Consider the following 23,451-nt stretch of genomic DNA (forward strand, 5'->3'; position numbering starts at 1 on the left):
GCCGCTAGACGCTCAGTATCCGTCGTTTCAGGAGCTTTGGTTGCTACTCACGAGTCCACGTGACTGACAGCGTCGGGGTCGCATGCGTTCGAGCGAGCGCTAACGTACGAGATCCAGCCCGTGGCTGTCGTCGCTTCGTCAGCCATCGTCTCACTCGTCTTGGACTGTCTTCAGGTCGAGCCGTGGAGCAAACGATTCGTACGTCTCATCGCTCGAAACGATGGTATCACCATCTGATTCGACGAGGTGAAGCGCGTCGAACGGTGTGAACCCGTGGTCTTCGACGTAGGTCGCAGCTGTGACAACGGTGTCCACGTCACCACGGACTTCCAACAGAGCAGCGGCATTTGTGACGACTCGCTCTGTATCTCGTTGTTCACGATACGCAACCATGAGGAGTTCGATGAGTGTGAACTGAGACGTCCACAGTTCGTCCTGGTGGTCGCGGTATACTTCCTCTGCGGCGTCACCAAGCCAGTCTTCGTCCTTGATGAGTGCTAAAAGGAAGTCTGTCTCCGCGTACATTCAGCGTCCAGCCTCGTCTAATGCTGCGTTCCGTGCTTCCTGCCGGAGTTCGTCCGCCGACTTCTCGACGTCTGCGAACTCAGATCGGAGGGCATCGAGCGGGTCATCCTCGATTGGAATCAACTTGATACCGTCGTGAAGCTGGACGATGTGGTAGTGTTCGCCATACCGCTCTCGAATCTCTTTCGGGAGCGTCAGGCGTCCACGACCGTCCAGCGTTGCTTCGGACATACGCTCATATTGTGTGGGTAGGTACAAGTAATTTCCCCGAATATATCTAAATGCCCACTCAATCAACTCAATCTCGCTTGCTGGACTCACCTACTGTCTGCAGCACGCACATTCTGTCAGGCCCAGGGGCTTTCAACAGAGCCGTCCCGTCCTGTCGAGACTGAGGCGTCGATTCCAGGCGTGTTAGAGCTTGAAGCGTGCTGAAACAGATGAAGTCGTGGGGGTACGTACTGCTTCACATCGACAGAACGAGTTCTGTAGCGTCTCCGAATCCTCGGTGTGGACGTTCAATACGGTCTGCTCTCTCCCCCCACGACTTCATCTGTTCTTGCGGAACGCCCACAGACTCAGCAGCGACTACATCACGAACGAACTCTTCGCTTCGGATGGGCTGTGAGTATCGGAAATCGGAGGGGAGAAGCCATGAGAAGCAGCTAAACAGATGAAGTGATGGGGGTCGGGAGACGAACGAACATCTGTGACCAACTGACGACGATGCACAATGTGGAGACCCCCGCCCCCCATGACTTCATCTGTTCTCCGATTCTTTGCAGCGGTTGCTGTGCAGTCATCTCGAATGCAGTTTCATCCAGCGAAGACCGAAGTTTCGACACTAGAACACGGGGATGTCCGGGGACGGCTTTAGGCGTGGGAGCTAGTCGAGCAAAACCACCCCCCGAAACGGGCCTGTTGCTCGGGCTGCGAATCGCCCGTTGGAGTCGGCATGCTACCCGAACATATCGATGAGTTCTCGCAGCAACGTCTCAAGTGCACTCAGAACTCCGTTATCCGCTCTTTCAGCCGAGGATGCAGTCGTCGTGGTCGTCTGTTCGGCAGGGGACGTCTCAGTATCCGTGGACGCCGCCGTAGTCGCTGTTGACGTCGTCCCGGTCTGTGGTGGGTCGGCGGCGTTACCGATGGCCCCAGATGCCGTCGCAGTGGCACCTGCATCGTCGACGACGAGCAGTTCGACGTCGCGTGACCCCGTCTCAGCGGGGTCGTAGGTCACTCGCTCACCCGTTATGACCGTCTCGTTCCCGATAAACCAGACATACTGGGTGATGGTCCCGTCGTCGGCAGACGCGCTCGCGTCGAGCGATACGGTCCCGTTTTGACCAGTGTCAGCTGAGAATTCGGCTGTCGGCCGTGCGTTTGGCGTCGTGACTGTGACCGTCTGTTCGCGAACGGCAGTATTCCCACCGCTGTCGGTGACCGTCAGTCGAACGGTGTAGTTCCCACCACTCGCGTAGGTGTGGGTTTGCGTCGGCCCGTTCGCACTCGCTCCGTCGCCGAACGACCAATGATACGAATTGATCGGCCCTTCGGCGTCAGTTGACCCGCGAGCGTCGAACGACACTGACTCGCCGGCCTGCGACTGGAACGTGCTCGGGGCGAATGCAGCGTGGGGGGCCGTATCCTGTACTGTGACTGTCTTCGTCGCTGTATCGGTGTTCCCATTTCCGTCCTTGACCGTCAGCTCAACAGTGTACGTCCCCGGACTGGCGTAGGTGTGTGTCTGCGTTGATGTCGAGCGCTGGCTCGTTGTCGCGCCGTCGCCGAAGGACCACTGGTAGTGAGTGACGTTCCCGACGAGGCTGTACGACTGTCCGGCGGTCAGCGTCACCGGGTCACCGATATTGACGGTCGTCTCGCTCGCTTCGAATCGCGACGCGACCAACTGAACGTCTGGGATGGTGCGCAGATCATCTTCGAGTGCCGCGGTGGCCAGGTCTGTGTTCGTGAGCACCAGGTTCGACTCAGAATCGGTGTCATCCGAGATCTCAGTCGTTGACGCGTCTGTCGACCCGTTGAGCGATGTGTTGTCAAACGATGGCTCTGTGATGTCGGTTATGAGACTCGTATTTGCAAGTTCGGTTGAGATCGTGTCGCCGGCCGTGACGCCTGTGAACTGACGTGGGGCCTTGCCGTCGGCGCTGACGAACACCTCGTAGGAGCCCTCAACCCATCGCTCTCCACTCCACGGCGTCACGCCGACGACCTCACCGTCGACGAAGACGGTCGCACCCGGCGTCGCAGTGCGGACCGTTATCGGCTGTTTGATCTTCGTCAGTCGCGCATCGATATCGTGTGGCGCTCCCATGCGGCGCGTCTCCGGGAGATACCCTCGGTCGGCCACGGTAACGCGAACTGGGCCATCTTTGCCAATGTCGGTCGGGACCGCACCGGTCCACGGCGTTGTCCCGACGCGTTCTCTGTCGATCGTGACGACCGCCCCGTCGACGTTCGACGTGATGGTTATGTTTTCGGACCGGTCCTGTTCCGGAGACTCGATCTTCAGTGGCTCGTCGGGAACGAAAATGAATGGTGGGGTCCCGTAGAGCGAGTCGAAGATCGCAGCGAACCCCTCATCTGGAATGTCCGTCGGACGGAGACAGGCGTCGAAGTCCTTGCCGGTCAGCGACCCTCTCGCTTCGGGGTCCCAGCAGGCGTCGAGCGTTATCCGTTCGATGGTCGTTCGCTCGGTTGCTGGCCCGAGGAATCGCGACATCTCGACTGCATGACTATCATGTGCCCACACCGCCCCCTCGCGTGCGGTCCCGACGTACAGTGGGGTCTCATCGGTCTCGTTGCTTGGCCCGAAGTATCGATCCGGTCCGATAGGCCGGTACGTCCCAAGATCACGGGGTCCATCTGCGGTGCCTGCAGTCATCACCTGTCCGGGGGTAAAGAACTCGTCTGACGCTTTCTTGGTGAAGAAATTGTGTAGTTTCTTTATCGGCCCACGCATGAGAACAGAGAACAACTTTGCTGTCGACCGGCCGACTTGGCTATTTTCTTTCGGATCTTTCGGGCGCGTGTCACTGACGATCTTGAACTGCAATCCTGAGGCATAGCCGTCACCGTCGCGGTCAATCCGATCGACGACGACCAGTTCGTGTACGACCCCCGATCCTCGGGTCTCGAATTCGACTTGGGTCGGCGACGAAACCGCTTCACCCGTGTCCACAGACGGTCTTACCTCTGACGAGACGTGATGATCGCCGGGAGGGGGCGCAGGTATCGCCGCGACGGCCGCTGGTCCGGCAGCGATGACAAGCATCCCAATAGACAACAGTGTGAGTGTGGTGTGATGTACGCGTTTCATAATTATATTTGAACAGTATGATTACTTGAACTATTCACGGTATAGTTCTATGGGAGAACCGGCCAGCACCACGTTCTCACCGGCCCTAGATCCGTTTGAAGTGTGTCCTGTCGAACCGATCAAAATGATATAAATTTGGTAATAATGGCGTAGCACAGACTCGGGAGCGGCGACTCGCTCAATTCACTGAGGGAGGATATCTTCGACGGGTGTACTTCGTGTCAGATGTAGTATTAGAAATGGAGCGAACCAAGGCGCTCACCGGTTATCTCACTGTTCCGTGTCTTCTCTACGGTTCCGCCTTCGCCATCGTGGTGACTCAGTTTTCGGATGTCGTTGGTGCCAGCACTCGAAATTCAGGGGTGAGTTGCGCGAACTGTTCGCATTCTCTATCAGCGCAACGTCGTTCTCCACCGCAACACGTACGTCAGTGAGGCAACCCAGAACGCTGCGAGGAAGACATACATCGCGTCGCCCCCGGGGTTGATTGAATCGGTGAACGTCCCCGAGAGAGCGTATGCGAGGACAGCGACGAGAACGGGCGCTCCAATGTACGCGACGAGATGCGGCTTCCAGTTCGTACCTGCGGCGCTCGTGCGTTTCACGTGAAGATACATCGCAACGCCGGTCAGCGGAACGAGTACCATGATAAGGCCGAACATGCCGAACACAGTTGCGAGGACGGCCGCTCCCTCGTGTGGTCCGAGAAATACAGTTCCGATGACGAGCGGCGCGATGACCACGTAGCCGACGATAACACCTGGCCATCCGCCGGGGACTTCGACCTGTGAGCCGAACCGTTCGACGAGCGCCGGCGTCAGCGGATACCGCCACGCGTCCCCGAATACTGCCTTGCCGGTTGCGATGAATCCGAACAAGAACGTACAGGTCGTGACGATCATCCAGACGAGGAGCAACGCCGAGATGACGAGACCGACCCCAGCGGCGATGGGTGCGGAAAGCGTAACGACGTTGGTGATGCCCTGTTCGGTGAGTTCGGCGTAGACGAATACGGAACCGAACGTCAGCACTGTCAGTGCCAGCACGGTGAAATGCCAGTCGAGAGCGTTGCGGGCGTTTCGTTTCGTGAACTCGTTGGTCGCGAGAAGATACACCAGTCCGGCGCCGACGACGCCGGTTGGGATCGACAGCAGGTGGACGAGAATGCCGCCGATCGATCGTTCGTTGAGCAGTTCGGGACCGGGTGCGGCGGGCGTGGATGTCGATGTCATTGGGCTGTGGAGGGTTGTGGTGGGTGATGAGGTGCTGTTAGGTGGTGCTATGTCGATGAGAGGAGGTTCAGCGGGCCGTAGCGGTCGCGAACCCAGCGAACGAGTCGCTCGACGACGAGCAACGCCAGGCTGGTCACGAGCAGATCAACTGCGGTGTCCCACAACACGATATCGCTCTGCGTGCTGCGTACATCAGCGCCGACGATCGTGAGAACACCGCCGAGAGCGAACAGCACTAAACTCAACTGAAGCCCGGCGAGTACGAGCGTGCGGATTCCTGCCGTGTCCGATAGCGTGAGGAATCCTCGCGTGGAGAGCCGGTCAAGCGGGGTATCTGCATTTAGCGCGCGTTTTCCCTCGGGCGAGAGGGGCCAGTCCGACTCTGGATGGTTAATGTAGTACAGGGTGATCGAGTCGGGATACGTCTCTGTGGCCACGACGTCGATTGCCTGTAACTCCTGTAACCGATTTCGAACTGTTGCCCTGCTCACTTCGGGTTTGATTCGCGCGTGCAGTTGCCGGAGAGAGAAGAACGGTCGATCGGACTCGATCATCGTCTCAACGACGTGCTCTTGTGTGAGCGTGTTGTCGAGGTTCCGATCGATTCGTTCATCGATCCATGACGGGAGCGTGGACACGGTTCCACCGTTGTCGACGGGGATTATTAAATCGAGACGGATTTTTCGACCCCGCGAACCGCCGTTTCACGGCCGTGAAACGGCCCGAAATCGCTGTGAGAACGGTGTTCCGGGTGGACACCGATAGTTCGATACTTCGATACTAACTGTGGCAATCGGTACCGTCGTTCACTCGACTCTGTGTCTGTCGTTGTCGAAGAACATCACGCGCTCTCTAGTGTCGATGCGGACTCCGACGTGGACGACGCGACTCCTGAGGCGTCGTAGTCCTCAACGGGAAGGACCTTGGGTCGACTTTACATCGGAGCGCTACCCGGAACCACCCAGTATGACTCGTGACCGACTCCTGAGTGCCGAGACGAAAACGACACTCATGTTCATGTTCCTCGGGCTCACCGCCTGGTACCTAGCACAGCAGTATCTGGGGAACTGGCTTGTGGAACTCGTCGCGCTGTTCGGTGTGGGTATCGTCCTCCCGACGTTGATCAACGAACTCCGTCGGCAGTCCAACGAGTGAGGTGGCGGCGTTCTCGGGTGTGTTGGAGTGCCACTAGCTGCGTTCTTCGAGTTCCGAAACCTGCTCTAGTAGTTGTTCGAGCTGTGGGGATGGCCGATACCGGACACAGCCACTCCGTCGGTCGTGTTCGATAACGCCCGCGTTGACGAGTTTCGGCAGCGAAACGTGGTACAGACGCTGTTCGACTCGTGCGTTATCGTCGTCGTCCGCTCGCTCTCGTTCTCGCCCGACGAGATGCTGGACGAGTCGTTCCACACTCACAGTCGCTTCGTCCGCGTCACGGAGAAAGTACAGGACGTGACGACGACGCTGTTTTGCGATGACGTCGCAAAGCTCTCCGATTCGATCAGGTTCCTGCTGCGACGACGGCACGTCGAAAGTGGACATCTACCGGCAGTTCTCGCGACCGGACAATCAGTCTCCTGCGTAAACTACCCCACCCTACTCCCTCGGCGCTCCGCGCCTCGGTCCTTGAGGGTAGGGCTTTGATGTGGACTCCCGGCGATCAGTCGCCAGCAAGAGGCTGGTGACTCTCACCGTTCAACGTCCCACCATTCAAACGCACGTCTACTGGTGCGTCTCCGCTCCCCGACTTGGGCGAGGAACGGAGTTTGTGCGTCTCCTTCCGAACGTACCTCACGCCGATGTTCTTCGCTGCATTGTAGTCGGCGTTCACTTCGTACCCGCACTTCAGGCATTCAAAATACTCTCCGTGGCGGTTGTCCTCGTGCGTGAACCCACAGTCCGTCCGAGAACAGCGTTGGGACGTGTGGTTCGGCCCGACCTGCTCCACCGAAACACCGCGTTCCGGGGCCTTGTACGAGACGTACTCGTACAGACGTCGGAACGCCCAGATGTGGTGCCACTTTGCCTGTGGAAGCCGCTCTCGAATGTCGGTCAACTCTTCGAACACGATCACGTCGCAATCGTGTTCGACGGCCTCCGTAATTATCTCATTAGCGACGGTGTGTATGTACTGTTTCCGCCATGCTTCCTCTCGCTTTCCGAGGCGCAACAAGGCGTTGTGTGCGGCTTGCGTGCCGCGTTGTTGCATCTCACCTCGTCGTTTCTCGAACTCGCGGCACCAGTGGTCGTAGTCGTCTCCCTGCCAGAAGCGTCCCGTCGAGGAGACGGCAAGACTGCTGACGCCGAGGTCGATACCGAGGACTGTTTGGTGCTCAGTATCTGCCGCAACCTCAGACGGCTCGCCGTCTCTTTCGGAGTCGTACTTTCGGGTGGTGATATGGAAGTAGAACTCGTCGTCTACTGCGTCGTACTGAAGCGTGCTCGCTCGGAACTCAAACTCCTCTGACAGCACGTACTGTTCGTACGGTGTGGGGCTATCCGAGGGAAGTTCAAACTCACACTCAACACGGCCGTTGACAGTCGATAGCGAGACTTTGTTCCGGTAGAACGTAGCGCTCCGCTTGTCGTAGAGCATACTCCACGATGTGAACTCCGGTTGACTCACTCGCTTCCCGTTTTTCCACCGTTCGACACATCCTTTGACGGCTTCAACGCCGCGTCGGATGGCTTCCTGAACGAGGTTTGCGGTGAGATTAGTTTCCACACGGAGTTCGTCGTAGAGCGCGTCCCGTGTAGTCGTGTTGACCGTGACGCACTCGGTGTAGGAGCGGTCGGACCAACAGAACTCAGCAGCACGGTTGGCACAGTGAAGGAACTGCCGGGCGGATTCGTGGAGATCCTCGCGTCGCTCGTCGGGAACGACGAGTTTGACGGGTGCGGTCCGCCGGACCTCCATGTTTCAGATGTGTTGCTGATGGTTCTTAAACGCTTGGGAGTCAGGTCGTCGCAGTATGCCGGTTGTGTCGCACCATACCGGTTTCCTCTCCGGCCTACTCACTCACTCCGTTCGCTCTTTGAGGCCGGAGGCTCCACCTCGAAAATGCTGAACCTCCCGGGTGTTTATAGGCGCTGGTCTCTTTTTCCCATATAGTGAGGGATGCTACCAATGCTCATAGCAGAATTCACGATCGACCATCCGATTTTGCTCACGCCGTTACGGGAGATTTCCGACATCGAAGTCGAGTGGGAAGAGACGTACCGGGGGCCAGACGATCGGACGCAGATGCTTTTTTCGGTGCGGAGCGACGACTTCGCGGCGGTCGAGGCGGCGCTGGCTGACGACCGCTCAGTTACGAATCCAACCGTCTTGGACGACACGGGCGACCGTCGGTTCTACCGGGTGGACTTCACCTCGGCCGGAGACGAGACGAATCTCATGCCCGAGTTCATCTCGGTCGGGGGCGTCCTCCAGCGAGCGGTCGGGACGAACAGCGGGTGGCGGTGTCACGCCCGCTTTCCGAGTCGAGACGCGTTCAGACACATCATGCAGTTCTGTGCTGACCACGATATCACCGTCTCCGTCAAGCGACTCTACGAGGAGACCGACCAGGACGGACTCAGCGTGTCGCTGACGGACGCCCAACGAGAGCTGTTGGTTGTCGCATCCGAGTGTGGGTATCTGGAGATTCCTCGGACGTGTTCGCTGGCCGACCTGGGAGACCAGCTTGATATCTCAGATAGTTCCGCGTCCGAACGGTTTCGAAGAGGCGTAAAGCAACTCGTCCAGCAGACGGTGGTCAACGAGTCGGCGGCTGCACAGGGATGACATCCCCCCCGCCGTTCACGGCGGAGTTTCCTCGCGTTGGTGGTATCGCTCACCGACCCACAGAGGCAACTTGCGGGTTCGTATGCTCCTCGTTGGGACGATGAGAGTGTGATGGCTCCAACCATTCGTGGTTGTCCCACTTGAGGGGTAGACCGGTCCCAGATACAGAATCGCCTTGACCTCCTCCCGCGCCTAAAGTCGCTGTGTCAGCGTGTCGATGGTGTTTTCGACGACACACAGTCGCTGAGTTTTGTGCGCCGTTTCCGTGGCGTCTCGCGTCTTCGCCGCCGTTGTGCGTTGTCTGTCGATCAGCTGTCGACGACGTTCTCGATGAGAACTGCCCCAACGAGGTACACCGGTCCCAGATACAGAATCGCCATCACGGGGAGCACAATGAATATCGGTGTGTGACCATCTCCGGTCTCGTATACCTGTGCAGCCAACAGCACGACGATCAATCCGAGGAAGAAGTCCGTCCGGTCCATGTGATTCGTTTTGGGACCCATTCCCTGTTAGGTGTGGTGTCCAAGTCGTCACGTCGTGGAACGGGCGACTCAACGAGCGTGTATGAGACGGGTGAGTCGCTCTCATGTGAATCATACATTCTGACATATCGTCAGATTGTGTCGAACGAACGTCGCGAGTTGACGACGACATCCAGGGAATGCCTGGTTCTCGTCACATGAGAGTTATTGACATGTATATGCTGGTTTGGCACCTCCCTCTAGGTGAGGGTGTTTTGACCGATGACCCAAACTGTCTCGACCAGACACGAACAGCCCATGAGTGCCTACCTCGCGCTCTGGAACGGTGAGACTTCGAACACAGACGCCGTCTCCGAGTCGTTCGTCGCCTACGAGCCAAGCGCTCCCGGCGGTGAAGTACACGGGCCGGACGCCCTCGAGGCATACGTCCGCGAACTTCGGACCGCGTTCCCCGACTTCACAATCACTCCCACGGCGCTCCTCGAAGACGCCGAGATCGTCATGACCGAGTGGACCGCAACCGGGACGCACGACGGCGTGTTCAATGGCATGCCCCCGACCGGACGCACGTTCGAGCACACGGGCATGTCGGCGTTCGTCCTCACGGACGGAAAGATACAGGAAGAACGGATGTACTACGACCCTCGAGAGATTGCCGAGCAACTTGGCTTCCTCGAGGAGTAAACATCATTTTTACAATATTTCTGGCGGGAGATTGTCTCGATGGATTCAGCCCTCCGCAAACACCTCCTGTTGATCGAGTTTTTCCTGCTCGTCCTGATCGTCATCGGCGTGTTCGCCTACGGCAGTTGGTGGCACAATCTGGATACCTCGGACTCGGACTCATCGCCCTCGTTGTGATACTATATTTGTCTGTGTACGACTCGACCGGCTGAGGTTCCGCTCAGCGATTCGTGCGGCGGAGATACACACCACCAAATAGGCAGACAGTTGCCACCAGCAACAGCCCTCCGCTCAGGACGTCTCGAAGGCCTCCAGAAACGCCCGGGTTCGCCACCAGTCCGAAGGTGCCTTCGAACACGACCGATTGAATGACCAACGCCAGCCCCCCAATCGAGATCAGTAGTTCTGGAACGCGTGTGCTCGTGTCGCTAGGCATGTCGGCATTTTTATAGGAGATGTTGATGTACGCTGTGGTTTCCTGAACCGCGCGTATTCGCCTCCCGTCCTTGGCGAGGAGACAGCGAGTCTCTGCTGACTGCCACGCCTTTCGGGGGCGTGGTCGATCACTCGTCGAGATATGGTTTCTCGATCTGTTGGTCGCCCCCGATGAGTGTCGTCAGCCATCGCGTGATGATATCGAACACCGCAACGAGCGGCCCCAGTGCACAGACGAGGATGAGAACACTCACCGAGAGTGTCGCAATCACGACGGTGGAACCGGGGGGATGTCAAGAGAGAATGGCAACTCAACGTATCATACTCAGAAGCGCGATTATCGGTCTACAGCTGATCTGGATGACTGCGCCCTTGCCGTGCCATTGATTCGATATAAATTGAATGGCCTCAACCTATATTAATACATGGCTCGTAGAACAACGTATGTCCGAAGATGAAGAGAACTCTGAGAGGGGGATAATGGAACGCCACACTACAGGGGAAGACCGTGTTCGGATGGTCGCTCGCCAGCTGTCCAAGCCACAGACAGCCAACTGGATTGCCTCCGAAGCCGAATGGTCACACGGCCCCACAAAGCGCGTCCTCGAACGACTCGTCGAGGACGGCGTACTCCGTCGTGATGAAAGTGGCACCCACACCACATATCACCCAGACTATCGCAGGCAAGCGATGCAGGAAGCAATGCGGCTTCGTGATAGCAGCCACTCCGTCAAAGAACTGACCGACCGCCTCGCCGAGTTCAAAGCACAGATCCGAGATTGGAAAGACGAGTTTGCTATCGAATCACCAAACCATCTCCGTGCAACGCTCGCGGAAGATGACCTCAGCCCAGAAGAGGAATCCCGGCGACGAGAGATTGCACGTGAATGGGAACACCTCCAACGGCGCATCCAAGTCCTCGGCTTCGCGATTCGTGAGTGGGACTTCTTAGCCCCCGAGACACAGCACGCAGAGGTCGGAAACTAATCGATGTCTGTCCCACATCCGGGTGGTGATCCGAACGCAAATTTGTATGCACAACTCAAGCGAGATGTTCTTGACCGAGTCCCCCACATTACTGCGGTCGAGTACGTCCCGGACGATATCGAAGCAAAGAAGCTCCGAGCGACGTTCGACCACACCCGAATCCGCCCTCCCACTGGACCTGAATCACCGGAACTAATTGTCACTTGGTACCGCCAGACCCCACACGATTGGTTTCGCGTAAATTGCCTCGGGGTCAAGCCCCGAGGCTTTCGCGTGGACTCCCGTTCTAACTGCTGAGAGCAGTAGGCGAATATTCGCCGTTCACGTTCAGCATCCCGCGATTCAAGCGCACATCTACGGGTGCGCCTCCGTCGTTTGCGTTTTGCCGACGACGGAGATACTGCAACCCGATGTTCTTTGAAGCGTTGTAGTCTGCGTGGTTCTCGTATCCACACTTCTGACAACAGAACGATTCACCAGACCGATTGTCGCCGTGGGTAAACCCACACGTCGAACACCGCTTAGACGTGTTCCGAGGGTCAACCTGTACGACTTCCACGTCGTACTCCTCTACTTTGTATTCGACGTACTCGTAGAGGCGTCGGAACGCCCAGACGTGTTGCCACGTCGCCTTCGGGATGTTCTCCCGAATGTGCGTCAAGTCCTTGAACACGATGTGTGAGCAGTCGTGTTCGACGGCCTCCGTGATGAGTTCGTTCGCCACCGTGTGCAAGTATATCTCGAAACGTCCAGTCTCTTTACGACCCACTGATTCGATGTTCTCGTGAGCGTAACGCGAGTCACACTGTTGGAGCGACCCACGGCGTTTCTCGTACTCGTTTCGCCAGTGGTTGAACTCGTCAGCCGACCAGAACCGTCCTGTCGAAGCGACGACGATGTTGTTGACGCCCAAATCCACACCAAGGACTGTTCTGTGCTTGGAATCGGATTCAGGTTCGTCGTCTGCTTCGACATTCCGCATGGAAGCGTGCAAGTACCAGTCGCCGTCTCGGTACTGCAAGTGTGCCATCCGAAACTCGAAGTCCTCGTCGGAGATGTACTTTGTCGGCGGTTTCTCCGAGTCGTCGGGGAGGATGTAGTCGCACTCGATTCTGCCGTCTACGGTGGAGAGGGATACGTGTTCGCGGTGGAACGTCGCACTGCGTTTGTCGTACACCGCGCTGTTCGCTGAGAAGTAGGGTTGTGACGTATTCTCTCCACGTTTGAGGCGTTCGACTCCGCTTTTGACGGATTCGACCGCTCGTCGAATCCCTTTCTGGACGAGGTTGGCGGTGAGGTTGGTTTCGTCGCGGAGTTGGTCGTAGAGGGCTTGTTCGGCTTTGGCTTTGGATGTGACGTGGTATCCGTCGTCGCCGTGCCAGCACCATTCGCTTGCGGTGTTGGCGCAGTGTTTGAACTGCTCGACTGTCTCGCGGAGGAGTGGGTCGGCCCCTTCGGGAGTGTCGAGTTTGATGACGGCGGTTCGACGGTATTCCACTGTGTTTCACATATTTCCCAGTGGTTATTTAATAGCTGGGAGTCAGCCTGCCTTCGTAGCGTGGTTTGTGTACCGAGTTGTCGGCTTCCTCCCCGAGGTCAAGCCTCGGGGCATCCGCCTTGACTTTTCTGTGAACTACAGTGATTCCAATACGGGCTTTCACGCAGGGTGGCATCAAGACGAAGACCACCCAGACCTCGGCTTGGCACACTTTCAGTACACGACGACTGACAGCGAAGATCGGTGGGGAGTTTCATTCGAGCACGAGACTCCATCATTGATCCTCTGGGAAATCATCGAAGAGTTGCTTGAGACCGTGCTCCCAACATACCAACAGTGATACAGAATCAAGCGCATACCCGCGTCTTTAGGCGTGGGAGGGGGTCAAAGAACGCGTGTGCCCATGTCGGCACGCATGTCACTCGTCGAGATATGGTTTCTCGATCTGTTGGTCGCCCCCGATGAGTGTCGTCAGCCATCGCGTGATGATATCGAACACCGCAACGAGCGGCCCCAGTGCACGTTCGACGTACGAGATTGGGCGAGCGACACGGAGACTCCACGACTCGGCGTGGCCGAGGCCATAGGATTTCGGCACGATTTCCCCGAAAACGAGGATGAGCACACTCACCGAGAGTGTTGCGATTACGACGGTGAAACCCGGTGGAATGAACCGTGCAACCAGTAGCGTGACGATGCTGGTGATGGCGATGTTGACGAGGTTGTTGCCGACCAGCAGCGTGACGAGCAGTCGATGTGGGTTCTCACGGAGCTGTTGGAGTGTGCGGCTGTCTTTTGTGCTGTCTTCGGGAGCGGTCTGCAGCCAGTCATCCGGGAGCGAAAAGATCGCTGACTCGCTGCTGGAAAAGAACGCACTCAGCAACAACAAAATCACGACTGCGACGAGCGACGGTCCCAAAATCGAGTATGTATTCATACAACACTCGTACGGTGGTGGGCGTATGAATATCGGTGGTTGGTCGTTCCTTGGGAGGGGACTCCACGCTACTCCGTTAGTTGGATTATCAGTCGTTCGATTCGAGTTTCATCGACAGCCTCCACTTGAATGATGTACCCGTCCATATCGATCTGATCGCCAACGACAGGAACCCTGCCGAGGCGACTGAAGACCAGTCCACCGATCGTCTCGACGTCGTCGCTCTCGAATCGGGTGTCGAGTCGGTCGTTCACGTCCTGAATCGGGACCCCTCCGTCGACGACGTACGCGCCGTCGTCTCGCTTCTCGATAGACGGTTCCTGGGCGGCGGTATCGAACTCGTCTTGGATGTCACCCACGATCTCTTCGAGGATATCCTCGATGGTCACAATCCCCTCGAAGACGCCCCATTCGTCGACGACGACGGCCATTTGGCCTTCCCCACGCGTCTGAAAGTCGGCGAGAATCGTGTCGATCCGTCGCGTTTCCGGGATGGTGAGGACTGGCCGGGCAAGGTCTCGCGCGGTCATGGATGCATCCGACTCTGTCTCGGTTTCACTCACTCGCAGGATGTCTTTCGCGTGAACGAATCCGAGCGGCTGGTCGCCATCCTCGTCGAGCACGAGATAGCGGGTGTAGGTCCCCGTCGCGACAACTGACCGGAGGTCCGGAAACGACATCGAGGCGGGGATAGTCTCGACGTCCGGACGCGGGATCATGATCTCGCGAGCGATCGTGTCGCCGAGTTCGAAGACGCTCTCGATCATTTCGACCTCGTCGACGTCGATGTGGCCCGTCTCTTCGGACCGCGTGAGGATCATCCGAATTTCCTCTTCGGTATGGGATTCCTCGCTTTCGGATGCCGGTGAGACGCCAGCGAGGCGGGTGAAGTAGTTGGCAGTCCCGTTGAAGACGATGATGCCGGGCACGAACACGTAGTAGAAGAACTTCATGAGCGGGGCGACGAGGAGCGCGATACGCGGGGCCTCTTGAATCGCGAACGTCTTCGGCGCGAGCTCGCCGAATACCACGTGGAGGAACGTGATGAACCCGAATCCGAGAACGAACGCGACGAGATGGACCGACCCCGCGGGAAGCACCCGGCCGAGGACGGGTTCGATGAGCGCTGCCACTGCCGGTTCGCCAATCCAGCCGAGACCGAGCGAAGAGAGCGTGATCCCGAGTTGACTGACCGCCAGATAGTCGTCTAGGTTCTGGATGACGTCCTGTACGAGTGTTGCCCCCGGTTTGCCGCGTTCGACGAGCGCGTTTACCTGCGTGGGCCGGACTTTGACGAACGCGAACTCCGCAGCCACGAAAACGCCATTCATGATGACGAGAAAGAACGCGAGAAGCAATCCGCCGAGAGAGAACAAATCCACCATACTCAGTTACGGACGTAGGGTCACTTGTAGGACGTGGATGTGCACTCACCAGCCGGGGCTGTCACCGAACCGCATGCCGAACCTCGCTGGCTGGTAACGTAGTGTGGCAACACACTATCCTTTTCACCAAGCGGTCCGAGTGCTTAGTCATGAGTAGTGACCCGGTAGACGCTGAAAGCAAGGTGTCTGGAAACCAGGCGAATATTCCAGCACGGATTCGTCGAGAACTGGGAATCGACGATGGGGATCAACTTCGCTGGCATCTCGAAGACGACGGAAGTATTCGAGTCCGGGTTGTCCAACAACGGAGTGGGACGTTTGCGGATTTCGATGGCTATGACGGTGACGAAGAAACGGACGCCACCACGGATCATGACGCGTGGGGCGTCGGATCAGAGTAGATGCCGCGAGCGCTACTCGATACGAGCGTCTTGTTTGCTGCTGCGTATCGTCGAGACGGGATGCACACCGAAGCTCGACCAATTCTCCAGGGCATCGACGATGCTTCACTTCCGGAAGCAGTCGTTCTCGACTACGTACTGGCCGAGACACTCAATGGATTGACAACACACGCCGGACACGATGCGGCCGTCGATTTCTTAGATCGACTCGAAGAAAACGCACGATTCCATATTGCGTCGGTGAACTCTGATGCAACTGCGACCGCAAAAGCGCTCTTCAGACGCCACCGTCAACTCTCGTTCGTCGACGCGTGTATTGTTGCGTATATGCAGACCCATGGACTGGGATATCTCTATGCGTTTGACGATGATTTTGACGCTCTAGACGATGTCTACCGGCTCGATACGGCGACAGACCCCTACTCTCCAGACTGACTACACACCAAGACGACGAACGCTCACGGCAGAGCGCCGCGAGCGAACTTAGGTCGTCGTCGTGTAGAACAACCGCTGGACGTCGACGATGTTGAACACCCCGTTTCCGGTGACATCGAAGCGCTCGCGTTGCTCAGTGACCGCCTCGCTGTCTCGATGGGTGAACAGCGCCTGGACGTCGGAGACAGTGACGGTGCCGTCGCCGTTGACGTCTTCGTACACGCCGTCACCATCGGGGTCGGTCGGCGGCGATTCGAAGTTACCGATCGGGTCGACTGTCGGTGCAGTCGACTCGTCGCCGACGGTGAGACTGCGGTTGAGCGTCGTCTGCGTCCCCGTGTCGTCACTCGCCGATACGTCAAGTGTGTACTCGCCAGCGGCCGTGTCGATATACCACGTCGTATAGACGTACGTCGACCCGTTTTGTGTCGCCGAGAACGCATCGAGCGTGATCGTCTCCTGGGATACCGTCTCGGTGCTCGCGAGGACAGCTTCGAGTTCGTCGAGTGAGTCGTTCGCCGTGACTGTGAGGACGAGATCACCGTCGACCAGTTCGGTCGTCGCGTTGAGTGCCAGCGGCGTCGGCTCGTCAGTTTCGGTGCTCACGGGATATTCATCGTCAGCTACCCCGACGAGGTCCGGGTACGCACCCGACTCAACCTGCCACGTCTCGGCGAAGTCCAACGCAGTCAGGTTCGTCGTGGCCGCCTCGCCCGCCATCTCGGCGGTCGAGAGCCCGACGCTCCCGTTACCCGCCGCCGCGGAGGTTGGTTGGCCGGTAGTCTGTTCGTTCCAATACGACCCCGTGACCGAACTGCCGTAGTAGAGGCCGCCGACGAGTCCGCCGACGGTTTCCTCGCCGGTCACGTTCGCTGTCGCGTACGAGTTCGCAACAACCCCGCTTTCGTAGTTACTCGACCCGACGAGCCCGCCGACGTAGTTCGTGCCGGACACGCGCCCGTGGGCGTGCGTCGCGGTGATGTTCCCCGAATTATACCCGACGAGGCCGCCGGTCGCGACGCTGGTGTCGTCGGTCGTCCCGACGACGGTCGCGTTCACCGCCGCGCGTTCGATCGTCCCGGTGTTCTGTGCGGCGATGCCACCGGCGTACGGCCCACCGGTGATGGTCCCGGTCACGACGACGTCGCTGATGGTCCCCTCGTTTTCGTCAACGAGGCCGCCTGCGCTCCCGGGACTCTCAACCGTGACGGCCGCACGTGCGTGTTCGACCGTGCCGCCGTCGGTGGACGCTACCACGCCGGCGACGGTCCCGGTTCCGGTCACCGACCCGGAGACAGTCACCTCGCGGACGAGGGTGTTCGTTGCCGACCCGACGAGGGCAGCAGTGGTGAAGTCACCAGTAATGGAGACGTCGGTCAGTCGGAGGTTCGTTATCGAACTCTCCGAGGCGTAGCCGACGAGTGCGACACCACTCGTCGACGGCCGGTCGATCGTCAGCCCCTCAATCGTGTGATTCGCCCCATCAATGGTGCCCGTGAACGGCGTCCCGAACGTCCCGACAGGTTCGAAGCCAGAGCCGTTGTTCCACGTCGCCGTCTCGGTCGCATCGATGTCCGACCCAAGCACGTAGTGGGCATCGAGGTCGTCGCGTATCGCGGCTAGCCCAGAGGCGTTGGTGATGACGTACGGGTTCACTTCGGTCCCGTTTCCGCTCTGTATTGCGAATGTCTCTGTCGATTCGAGGGCTGGTTGTCTCGTGGGCTGTTCTTCGTGGTCGACTGTCGTCGCGCCTGCAATCGGTGCGGTGGCCATGAGGCCGCACAACAAGAGTGCAACCGTGGTCTGTGTGAGTTTGTGTCCCATTATCGGATTAGCGTCGTGTCTGTTGGTCCCGTGTTCGACAACTCCCTTCGTCGCGGCACCGTACGCGTTCGTACTCGCTGTGAACCGGCTGCCCCGACCTCACCGGTTGTTGATACGTTTTGTATATGTAAAGTTGTGGGACACCACAGGGTCTGGGTGGTTGTTGCGTGGTGTGGCAGTTGTAGGGCTGTGAGACCTTCAGTTGGTCGAGCTGGTTGTCTCCGGTGTTTCCAGTGCGCTGCCACGAACGCTGGTCTCGGTAAACGACGTCGCCGCGCTCGAAGACCGGTTTCGGCCGCTATTGGATCGGCCGAACATATATTGAGCTAGTCAACAATTACCCAACAATGACTGAGGGCCGCCGGTCGAGCGAAGAGCACTCGGGCGAGCCCGAGCCAGATCAGTACATACAGAACCTCGAACAGTATCGACGCCGGTTGGATGGCGCGATGTTCGCGGGTGATCTGGCTTGGTGGGAGATGGATGTCGAGACGGGGGCGGTTACCTTCCACGAGAACAAGGCAGACATGCTCGGGTACTCACCCGCGGAGTTCGACCACTACGAGGACTTTACGGAACTTGTCCATCCCGACGACTACGAGGGGGCGATGGAGGCGATGCGGGACCATCTCGAAGGGCGGGCTGAAAGATACGACACCGAGTATCGAATTCGAACCGCGTCCGGCGAGTACCGCTGGTTCCACGACGTCGGTGGCATCACCGAGCGACGTGACGATGGAAGCCCAACGAAAGTCACCGGAGTCGTCATCAACATCACCCGCCGGAAGACAGTCGAACAGAACCTCCGTGAGCGGAACGAACAACTGTCGCTCCTCAACCGCATTGTCCGTCACGACATCCGTAACGACATGAGCGTCATCCAAGGATGGGCCGACGTACTTCGAGACGAACTCTCTCCCGAAAACGAAGAGATACTCGACCGGATACAACGGGCCAGCCGACACACGACCGGGCTCACGGAGGACGTCCGTGACCTGATGACCGTACTCGGTGAGGAGGGGACGACTGTCGAGTTGCAGCCAGTCGACGTAGTCCGTGTTATTGAAGATGAAGCCGAGCGAGTCCGCCAGACCTTCGACGACGCCGAGGTTCAGATCCGAAGCGAACAGTCGAGTGTCGACGTCCGGGCGAACGCTATGTTGTCATCGCTCATTGGGAATCTCTTGAGCAATGCGGTCCAACACAACGACGAGAGCGCGCCGAAAGTCACGATCGACACCGTCGTTCGGGATGCGTCGGTTATCGTGACCATTGCGGACAACGGTCCGGGGATACCGGACGAACAGCGAGACCGGATTTTCGAGCAAGAGACGAAGGGCCTCAACAGCGATGGAACGGGGCTTGGGCTGTTTCTGGTGGACACGCTCGTCGACATCTATGAGGGGGAGATATCCGTGTCTGCCAACGACCCAAAAGGTGCGATATTCACTATCAAACTCGAACGCGCGACGGAGCGCTGACATGGTTCATTCGGGAGCGATCGACGCCGCCTGCTGAAGTTGGAGTTCGACGGTCGTTCCGGACGAGGTCGTCGGGACCTCAATCTCACCATCGAGGTTGGTGAGTATCCAATACACAAGGACGAGTCCGATACCACTTCCATGGTCAAGCGCGGTCTCAGTAGCCCCAGTCAGTACTCGGCGTTCACCTGACGGCAGTCCCGGCCCATCGTCACTGATTTCCACCGTCGTTCGATCTGGCCCGCGATTGATCTCCACAGCGATCGTCGGATCTTCTCCAGCGTGTTTGGCCGCGTTCGTGAGCAGCTCTGAGACCGCATCTTCCAGTTGTGGGTCTGCGAACGCCATCGCTCGGTCGGGTACACTAAGCGAGATATCTACTGAGTGGTGTCTCTCACGGACATCGCGTACCGCGTCCTCCACTTTCGGGACGATATCTATCGGCCGTGCGACTGGAACGGATCGCGTCAGCTTTTCCAATTCTCGAGCTTTCTCGGCAACTGAAAGCAGTTCGGCGGTCGTCGAATCGATGGTCGAGGCTAACTGCGCCGTCTCTCCGGACGTTCGCTCTTCCAGCAGCTGTGCAGTTCCCTGAACCACGTTCAAGTCGTTCCGGAGATTGTGGCGCAGGATGCGGTTGAGTACTGAAATCAGGCGGTCTCGATTGGTGAGATCCTTCTCGTGATGGGCACCTTCGAGTCGTTTCTGAAGGACCTCACCGGCTAACTCGATGAAGATTTGTTCGGCCTCGGAGAACGGGTTCTCCCGCGGCACCGATCCAACGAAACAAACCGTTCCGTACGGCTCACCGAACACTTGGATGCGTATCCCCAGATACGTGTCTAGCTGGTGGAGCTGGTACGCGTGGTCGTCGGCCCACCCTTGGTTGCCGGCGTCGTGTAACGCAAGTGGTGTCGACGCTTGAATTGTCCGACGGCAGTACGAATCACTCAGCTTCGACGTGAGGCCGGCAGGATACGGACCTTCGGGAGCATCCGATGAACCAATCACTTCCCACCGATTCTCGTCTTCATCGATTTCGGTGATGTGACCATGGCTGACATCGAGGTAGTTCGCTCCAATCTCGATGACCTCATCGATGGCCTTCTTGCTGGGAATACTGCGGTGCAAGAGCGCATAGAGCTGGCTTCGTGCTTCCTCATCGGACAGGGAAGGGGATCTCTCAGTACGTGTCACTAGCGAATTTCCTGCTACCAGTACTAGTGGTGTGCTAACACTTGACTTCTTCCCACGCCTGAAGACGCGGGAATCCCACGGCACCGCACCGCTGAGTTGGGATATTACGGTTCGCGGTTAACAACCTGTTCTCGTGGGGCGAAAACGCCCTCACTACGGTCGAACAGGTGAACCGCTGGCTGTGCCAACCAGCCGTTATCCCTATCACCGCCATCCGTGGCGAGACTCGGAAGTACCTTTTGTCGAATATTCTCCGCACCGTTCACGTCCGCGTTCGCAACCGTATCACACTCCTCGCACACATACAACCCACGTTCGACACGTTGGTTGTCATCGGTGTGGCCGCACGCTGAACACGACTTCGACGTATCGCGTTCCGACACCAACTCCACGTCGATACCTTCGGCTTCAGCCTTGTAGTCGAGTAGCGTCGTGAAGCGGTCGAACGCCCACCCATGTAAGTCGAGATTGCCGTGGTCTCCCCAATTCCGAGACCCGCCCGTCTCGTCGTTCTCTCGAATACCGCCGAGGTTACCAACAACAAGCGACCCAACACTTCGTTCGACGCATTCCTCTACGATTGCTTTCGAGAGGGCGTGTAAGAAGTGTGTCCGGCGACCAGTTCGCTTCCAGTCAAGACGAGTCGCCTCACGGGACGAGGAATCGTCGCACTTGGCTTTCTTCTTCGTGAAGTAGTATTCGTCCTCTTTGAGTGCGCCACCGGGATACAACACAGATTTCCCGCCGAACGATACGGCGGCGAAGTTGCAAATCCCGAGGTCAACACCAGCCACCTCCTCACCCGGCGGCTCCGGGTCGATAGTGGTTCGACAAACGAATTGTAACCGCCACTCGTCGCGCTTGTAGACAGCACGAACCTGTTGAATGTCCCACTCGGTCAGGTCAACATCCGGGCGAGTCTGGTACTCGCACAAAATGAAGTCTGAACGATGTTCTTTCAGGTTACGGCCTTTCGAGAGGCGAACGCGGGTGAACTGTGCGTCGTGCTTGAAGCCAGCCGCTTTGAACGACACGGTTGAACGCGGGTGGGAGTCTCCGTTTTTGCGGTAGCCGGGCGGTCGGGCACGGTCGCCGCCGTTCCGACGCTTCCCGAACCAGCCGTTGAACGCTTCAGCGAGTTCTTCGAGAACGCGCTGACTGGATTGAGAATGCAAGTCCGTGTAGCGTTCGTGGCTTTTGAGTTCGGCTTTGAGTTCTCCGTCATCGGGAATCTCGCCCGTTTCGTCCCACTGTTCTTGTGTGTAGTAGCGACCGACGTTCCAGAGTTTTGAGGCGGCCCATCCGAGTTGGTCGAGGTCATCACGAACCTGTTGCTGGTTCGGTATAGTGGCCTCGAAGGTTCGGATGGTTCGACTCATTTTCTGGCTTCATAACTGGTTATGAACGCCGTTTTCTTAATAATGTCGGTTAGCGTGGAATATCCAGCCTTGCTATCGACGGTGGATTGTGTAGGAGTTGTCGGATTCATCCTGACCCTAAAGGGTCAGGTATTCTCCTCGATTCTGTATTAGCCTGGTTCCGTCTACATCGTATTGGAACGAACGCAGCGCTGCTGCGGTTAGCGACAGGACGAACGGGGGCATTGATCCAGCGACGATGAGCACGTGGATTGCGATTGGGGTCGGGTTCGGCGTCGCACTCGGCTTGGTGCTGGACAATCTCGCGCTCGGGGCTAGTCTGGCTGCCGGGTTGTCGTCGGAGTCGGTGCTTTTCAGTCGGTGGGTTCTGGGACTGGTGGTCTAGCCATCGACCCACGCCTGAAGCTGTGGGGTTCCCCTTGCATCTGCGTGAGTTTTCTCCGGAAACGATGGGGTCGGGACTTACTTTGGGATAATCGCAACCGCCTCAATCTCAACAAGTAACTCCGAATCGATGAGGCGATTCACCTCGACCATACTGGTGGCTGGGCGTACGTCACGAAACACTTCACCATGGGCTTCACCGATCGCCTCCCACTCATCGATATCAGTGACGAACATTCGAGTTCTGACCACATCCTCAAGTGATGCATCAGTCTCTCGAAGGGCGTCTTCGATGTTCTGGAGTGCTTGTTTCGTCTGTTCGTATGCGTCGCCTTTACCGACGATTTGACCATCACCGTTAGTCGCTGTTGTCCCAGAAACGTGTACTTGAGAGCCGGTCTGAACGGCCCGAGAGTATCCGACTTTGGACTCCCACTCAGTCCCGGATGAGATTTGTTTTCGCTCCATAGCTCAGACTCACAAACGGCATTAAAATGAGTTTGGGTGATGAATACGCAGACCCACTGTCTCAAGACTCGCGCCACTTGTGGCCACACTCGACGCACGTGAACAGTCGCACTTCGTAGGAGCCGCCGGGCTTCGGCATCATCTCGTAGTGCGCCCGGTCGCTGTCGCAGTCGTCCGCCGGACAGGGCTCCTGCATCGTCTCGGAGGAGTCTTGGGTCGCGTCGGCCACGGCGGGTGCGCCGTTGTTTTGTTGTCCATCTTGAATCGCCATCGCCGCTTCCGCTTGGGCGTCCCGTGGCTCCTCGTGCTCACAGGAGCGACACACCCACGTGTCGCCTGCCGTGTGCATTAGCGATCCACACTCGTCACAGAATTGCATCGTTGGAGGGAGTATATGGGTGATAGATATATGTCTTAATTTCCGATTCGTCGTGGGTTTCAGGTACCTGTTTGTGTTGGCTGTGTCGGCCGGTTTTCGTTGCGTTAATTGGTAGTTCCACGCTCGAGAACAGCAACCCTATCCGAGAGACCGAATATATGCTCCGAAGTTAGAAGTCAGACAATAATAGTTTGGACTATAATAGTTCCAC

The 23,451-nt window shown here is 57.9% G+C and carries 25 protein-coding genes and 2 pseudogenes; 11 read left to right on the plus strand and 16 right to left on the minus strand.

The window, feature by feature from the left end:
* Window positions 1–150: 150 nt before the first annotated feature.
* The 5 genes from DEQ92_RS12105 to DEQ92_RS12130 all read right to left on the minus strand — a co-directional run bounded on the left by DEQ92_RS12105 (window position 151) and on the right by DEQ92_RS12130 (window position 5,732).
* Window positions 151–525, minus strand: coding sequence for a PIN domain-containing protein (locus DEQ92_RS12105; protein ID WP_050459454.1), 375 nt, complete (start codon window positions 523–525; stop codon window positions 151–153).
* Window positions 526–756, minus strand: a complete 231-nt coding sequence (locus DEQ92_RS12110) for an AbrB/MazE/SpoVT family DNA-binding domain-containing protein (protein ID WP_050459453.1) — start codon at window positions 754–756, stop codon at window positions 526–528.
* Between the two features lie 727 nt (window positions 757–1,483).
* Window positions 1,484–3,862, minus strand: a complete 2,379-nt coding sequence (locus DEQ92_RS24445) for a PKD domain-containing protein (protein WP_115820844.1) — start codon at window positions 3,860–3,862, stop codon at window positions 1,484–1,486.
* 392 nt (window positions 3,863–4,254) lie between these two features.
* Complete coding sequence (locus DEQ92_RS12125) at window positions 4,255–5,094, minus strand: DUF4870 domain-containing protein (RefSeq protein ID WP_115820846.1); 840 nt, start codon at window positions 5,092–5,094, stop codon at window positions 4,255–4,257.
* Between the two features lie 47 nt (window positions 5,095–5,141).
* Window positions 5,142–5,732, minus strand: a complete 591-nt coding sequence (locus DEQ92_RS12130) for a hypothetical protein (RefSeq protein WP_004975782.1) — start codon at window positions 5,730–5,732, stop codon at window positions 5,142–5,144.
* A 328-nt stretch (window positions 5,733–6,060) separates the two neighbouring features.
* Between DEQ92_RS12130 and DEQ92_RS12135 the strand changes: the two genes are divergently transcribed.
* Both DEQ92_RS12135 and DEQ92_RS24095 read left to right on the plus strand, forming a co-directional pair.
* Window positions 6,061–6,249 (plus strand): hypothetical protein, encoded by a 189-nt coding sequence (locus DEQ92_RS12135; RefSeq protein ID WP_115820847.1) that lies wholly within the window; start codon window positions 6,061–6,063, stop codon window positions 6,247–6,249.
* Window positions 6,250–6,372: 123 nt separating this feature from the next.
* The gene (locus DEQ92_RS24095; RefSeq protein WP_233516858.1) at window positions 6,373–6,738 is read left to right on the plus strand and encodes a hypothetical protein; all 366 of its coding nucleotides are present in this window, start codon (window positions 6,373–6,375) and stop codon (window positions 6,736–6,738) included.
* Window positions 6,739–6,754: 16 nt separating this feature from the next.
* Here the strand turns inward: DEQ92_RS24095 and DEQ92_RS12145 are convergent, their stop codons facing one another.
* Complete coding sequence (locus DEQ92_RS12145) at window positions 6,755–8,011, minus strand: RNA-guided endonuclease TnpB family protein (RefSeq protein ID WP_115820848.1); 1,257 nt, start codon at window positions 8,009–8,011, stop codon at window positions 6,755–6,757.
* Window positions 8,012–8,221: 210 nt separating this feature from the next.
* Between DEQ92_RS12145 and DEQ92_RS12150 the strand changes: the two genes are divergently transcribed.
* On the plus strand, window positions 8,222–8,881 hold the full coding sequence (locus DEQ92_RS12150; RefSeq protein ID WP_158547621.1) for a helix-turn-helix domain-containing protein: 660 nt from the start codon (window positions 8,222–8,224) through the stop codon (window positions 8,879–8,881).
* Window positions 8,882–9,189: 308 nt separating this feature from the next.
* Here DEQ92_RS12150 and DEQ92_RS23880 read toward each other — a convergent pair whose 3' ends face one another.
* On the minus strand, window positions 9,190–9,366 hold the full coding sequence (locus DEQ92_RS23880; protein ID WP_004975795.1) for a hypothetical protein: 177 nt from the start codon (window positions 9,364–9,366) through the stop codon (window positions 9,190–9,192).
* Between the two features lie 261 nt (window positions 9,367–9,627).
* On the opposite strand from DEQ92_RS23880, the gene DEQ92_RS12165 reads away from it, so the two are divergent.
* The gene (locus DEQ92_RS12165; protein WP_004975797.1) at window positions 9,628–10,050 is read left to right on the plus strand and encodes an ester cyclase; all 423 of its coding nucleotides are present in this window, start codon (window positions 9,628–9,630) and stop codon (window positions 10,048–10,050) included.
* Window positions 10,051–10,089: 39 nt separating this feature from the next.
* Window positions 10,090–10,227 carry a hypothetical protein gene (locus tag DEQ92_RS23430; protein WP_158547623.1) on the plus strand — a complete coding sequence of 46 codons (138 nt, stop codon included), beginning with the start codon at window positions 10,090–10,092 and terminating at the stop codon, window positions 10,225–10,227.
* Between the two features lie 386 nt (window positions 10,228–10,613).
* On the opposite strand, the gene DEQ92_RS23435 is transcribed toward DEQ92_RS23430, so the two are convergent.
* The gene (locus DEQ92_RS23435) at window positions 10,614–10,757 is read right to left on the minus strand and encodes a hypothetical protein (protein ID WP_158547624.1); all 144 of its coding nucleotides are present in this window, start codon (window positions 10,755–10,757) and stop codon (window positions 10,614–10,616) included.
* Between the two features lie 130 nt (window positions 10,758–10,887).
* Between DEQ92_RS23435 and DEQ92_RS12175 the strand changes: the two genes are divergently transcribed.
* Window positions 10,888–11,472: a hypothetical protein gene (locus tag DEQ92_RS12175; protein ID WP_049905126.1), complete on the plus strand. Its 585-nt coding sequence runs from the start codon at window positions 10,888–10,890 to the stop codon at window positions 11,470–11,472.
* 3 nt (window positions 11,473–11,475) lie between these two features.
* Window positions 11,476–11,715: pseudogene (locus tag DEQ92_RS24100) on the plus strand (hypothetical protein); the annotation flags it as partial.
* Window positions 11,716–11,758: 43 nt separating this feature from the next.
* Here DEQ92_RS24100 and DEQ92_RS12185 read toward each other — a convergent pair.
* Entirely contained in the window at window positions 11,759–12,970 is a 1,212-nt protein-coding gene (locus DEQ92_RS12185) for an RNA-guided endonuclease TnpB family protein (RefSeq protein ID WP_115820850.1), read from the minus strand.
* Between the two features lie 124 nt (window positions 12,971–13,094).
* Between DEQ92_RS12185 and DEQ92_RS24455 the strand changes: the two are divergent.
* Window positions 13,095–13,310: pseudogene (locus DEQ92_RS24455) on the plus strand (hypothetical protein); the annotation flags it as partial.
* A 78-nt stretch (window positions 13,311–13,388) separates the two neighbouring features.
* Here the strand turns inward: DEQ92_RS24455 and DEQ92_RS12195 are convergent.
* A complete protein-coding gene (locus DEQ92_RS12195; RefSeq protein WP_004975803.1) occupies window positions 13,389–13,907 on the minus strand; it encodes a DUF21 domain-containing protein in 519 nt (172 codons plus the stop codon).
* A gap of 68 nt (window positions 13,908–13,975) precedes the next feature.
* Window positions 13,976–15,292, minus strand: a complete 1,317-nt coding sequence (locus tag DEQ92_RS12200) for a hemolysin family protein (RefSeq protein WP_115820851.1) — start codon at window positions 15,290–15,292, stop codon at window positions 13,976–13,978.
* A gap of 149 nt (window positions 15,293–15,441) precedes the next feature.
* Here DEQ92_RS12200 and DEQ92_RS24105 point away from each other — a divergent pair, with 149 nt between their 5' ends.
* Entirely contained in the window at window positions 15,442–15,693 is a 252-nt protein-coding gene (locus DEQ92_RS24105) for an AbrB/MazE/SpoVT family DNA-binding domain-containing protein (RefSeq protein ID WP_115820852.1), read from the plus strand.
* Window positions 15,694–16,128: a PIN domain-containing protein gene (locus DEQ92_RS12210; protein WP_115820853.1), complete on the plus strand. Its 435-nt coding sequence runs from the start codon at window positions 15,694–15,696 to the stop codon at window positions 16,126–16,128. It begins immediately after the preceding gene.
* Window positions 16,129–16,176: 48 nt separating this feature from the next.
* On the opposite strand, the gene DEQ92_RS12215 is transcribed toward DEQ92_RS12210, so the two are convergent.
* On the minus strand, window positions 16,177–17,952 hold the full coding sequence (locus tag DEQ92_RS12215) for a ZmpA/ZmpB/ZmpC family metallo-endopeptidase-related protein (RefSeq protein ID WP_115820854.1): 1,776 nt from the start codon (window positions 17,950–17,952) through the stop codon (window positions 16,177–16,179).
* A gap of 347 nt (window positions 17,953–18,299) precedes the next feature.
* Between DEQ92_RS12215 and DEQ92_RS12220 the strand changes: the two genes are divergently transcribed.
* On the plus strand, window positions 18,300–19,433 hold the full coding sequence (locus DEQ92_RS12220; protein ID WP_115820855.1) for a PAS domain-containing sensor histidine kinase: 1,134 nt from the start codon (window positions 18,300–18,302) through the stop codon (window positions 19,431–19,433).
* A gap of 6 nt (window positions 19,434–19,439) precedes the next feature.
* Here DEQ92_RS12220 and DEQ92_RS12225 read toward each other — a convergent pair whose 3' ends face one another.
* The 4 genes from DEQ92_RS12225 to DEQ92_RS12240 form a co-directional block, all read right to left on the minus strand.
* Window positions 19,440–20,630, minus strand: a complete 1,191-nt coding sequence (locus tag DEQ92_RS12225) for a GAF domain-containing sensor histidine kinase (RefSeq protein WP_158547625.1) — start codon at window positions 20,628–20,630, stop codon at window positions 19,440–19,442.
* Between the two features lie 104 nt (window positions 20,631–20,734).
* Complete coding sequence (locus DEQ92_RS12230) at window positions 20,735–22,009, minus strand: RNA-guided endonuclease TnpB family protein (protein ID WP_115820857.1); 1,275 nt, start codon at window positions 22,007–22,009, stop codon at window positions 20,735–20,737.
* Between the two features lie 462 nt (window positions 22,010–22,471).
* The gene (locus DEQ92_RS12235; protein WP_049967534.1) at window positions 22,472–22,861 is read right to left on the minus strand and encodes a RidA family protein; all 390 of its coding nucleotides are present in this window, start codon (window positions 22,859–22,861) and stop codon (window positions 22,472–22,474) included.
* Between the two features lie 61 nt (window positions 22,862–22,922).
* The gene (locus tag DEQ92_RS12240) at window positions 22,923–23,240 is read right to left on the minus strand and encodes an RPA12/RPB9/RPC11 RNA polymerase family protein (RefSeq protein WP_049967533.1); all 318 of its coding nucleotides are present in this window, start codon (window positions 23,238–23,240) and stop codon (window positions 22,923–22,925) included.
* Between the last annotated feature and the right edge of the window lie 211 nt (window positions 23,241–23,451).

Origin of the sequence: Haloferax sp. Atlit-6N (genome assembly GCF_003383195.1) — an archaeon.
GTDB lineage: Archaea > Halobacteriota > Halobacteria > Halobacteriales > Haloferacaceae > Haloferax > Haloferax gibbonsii.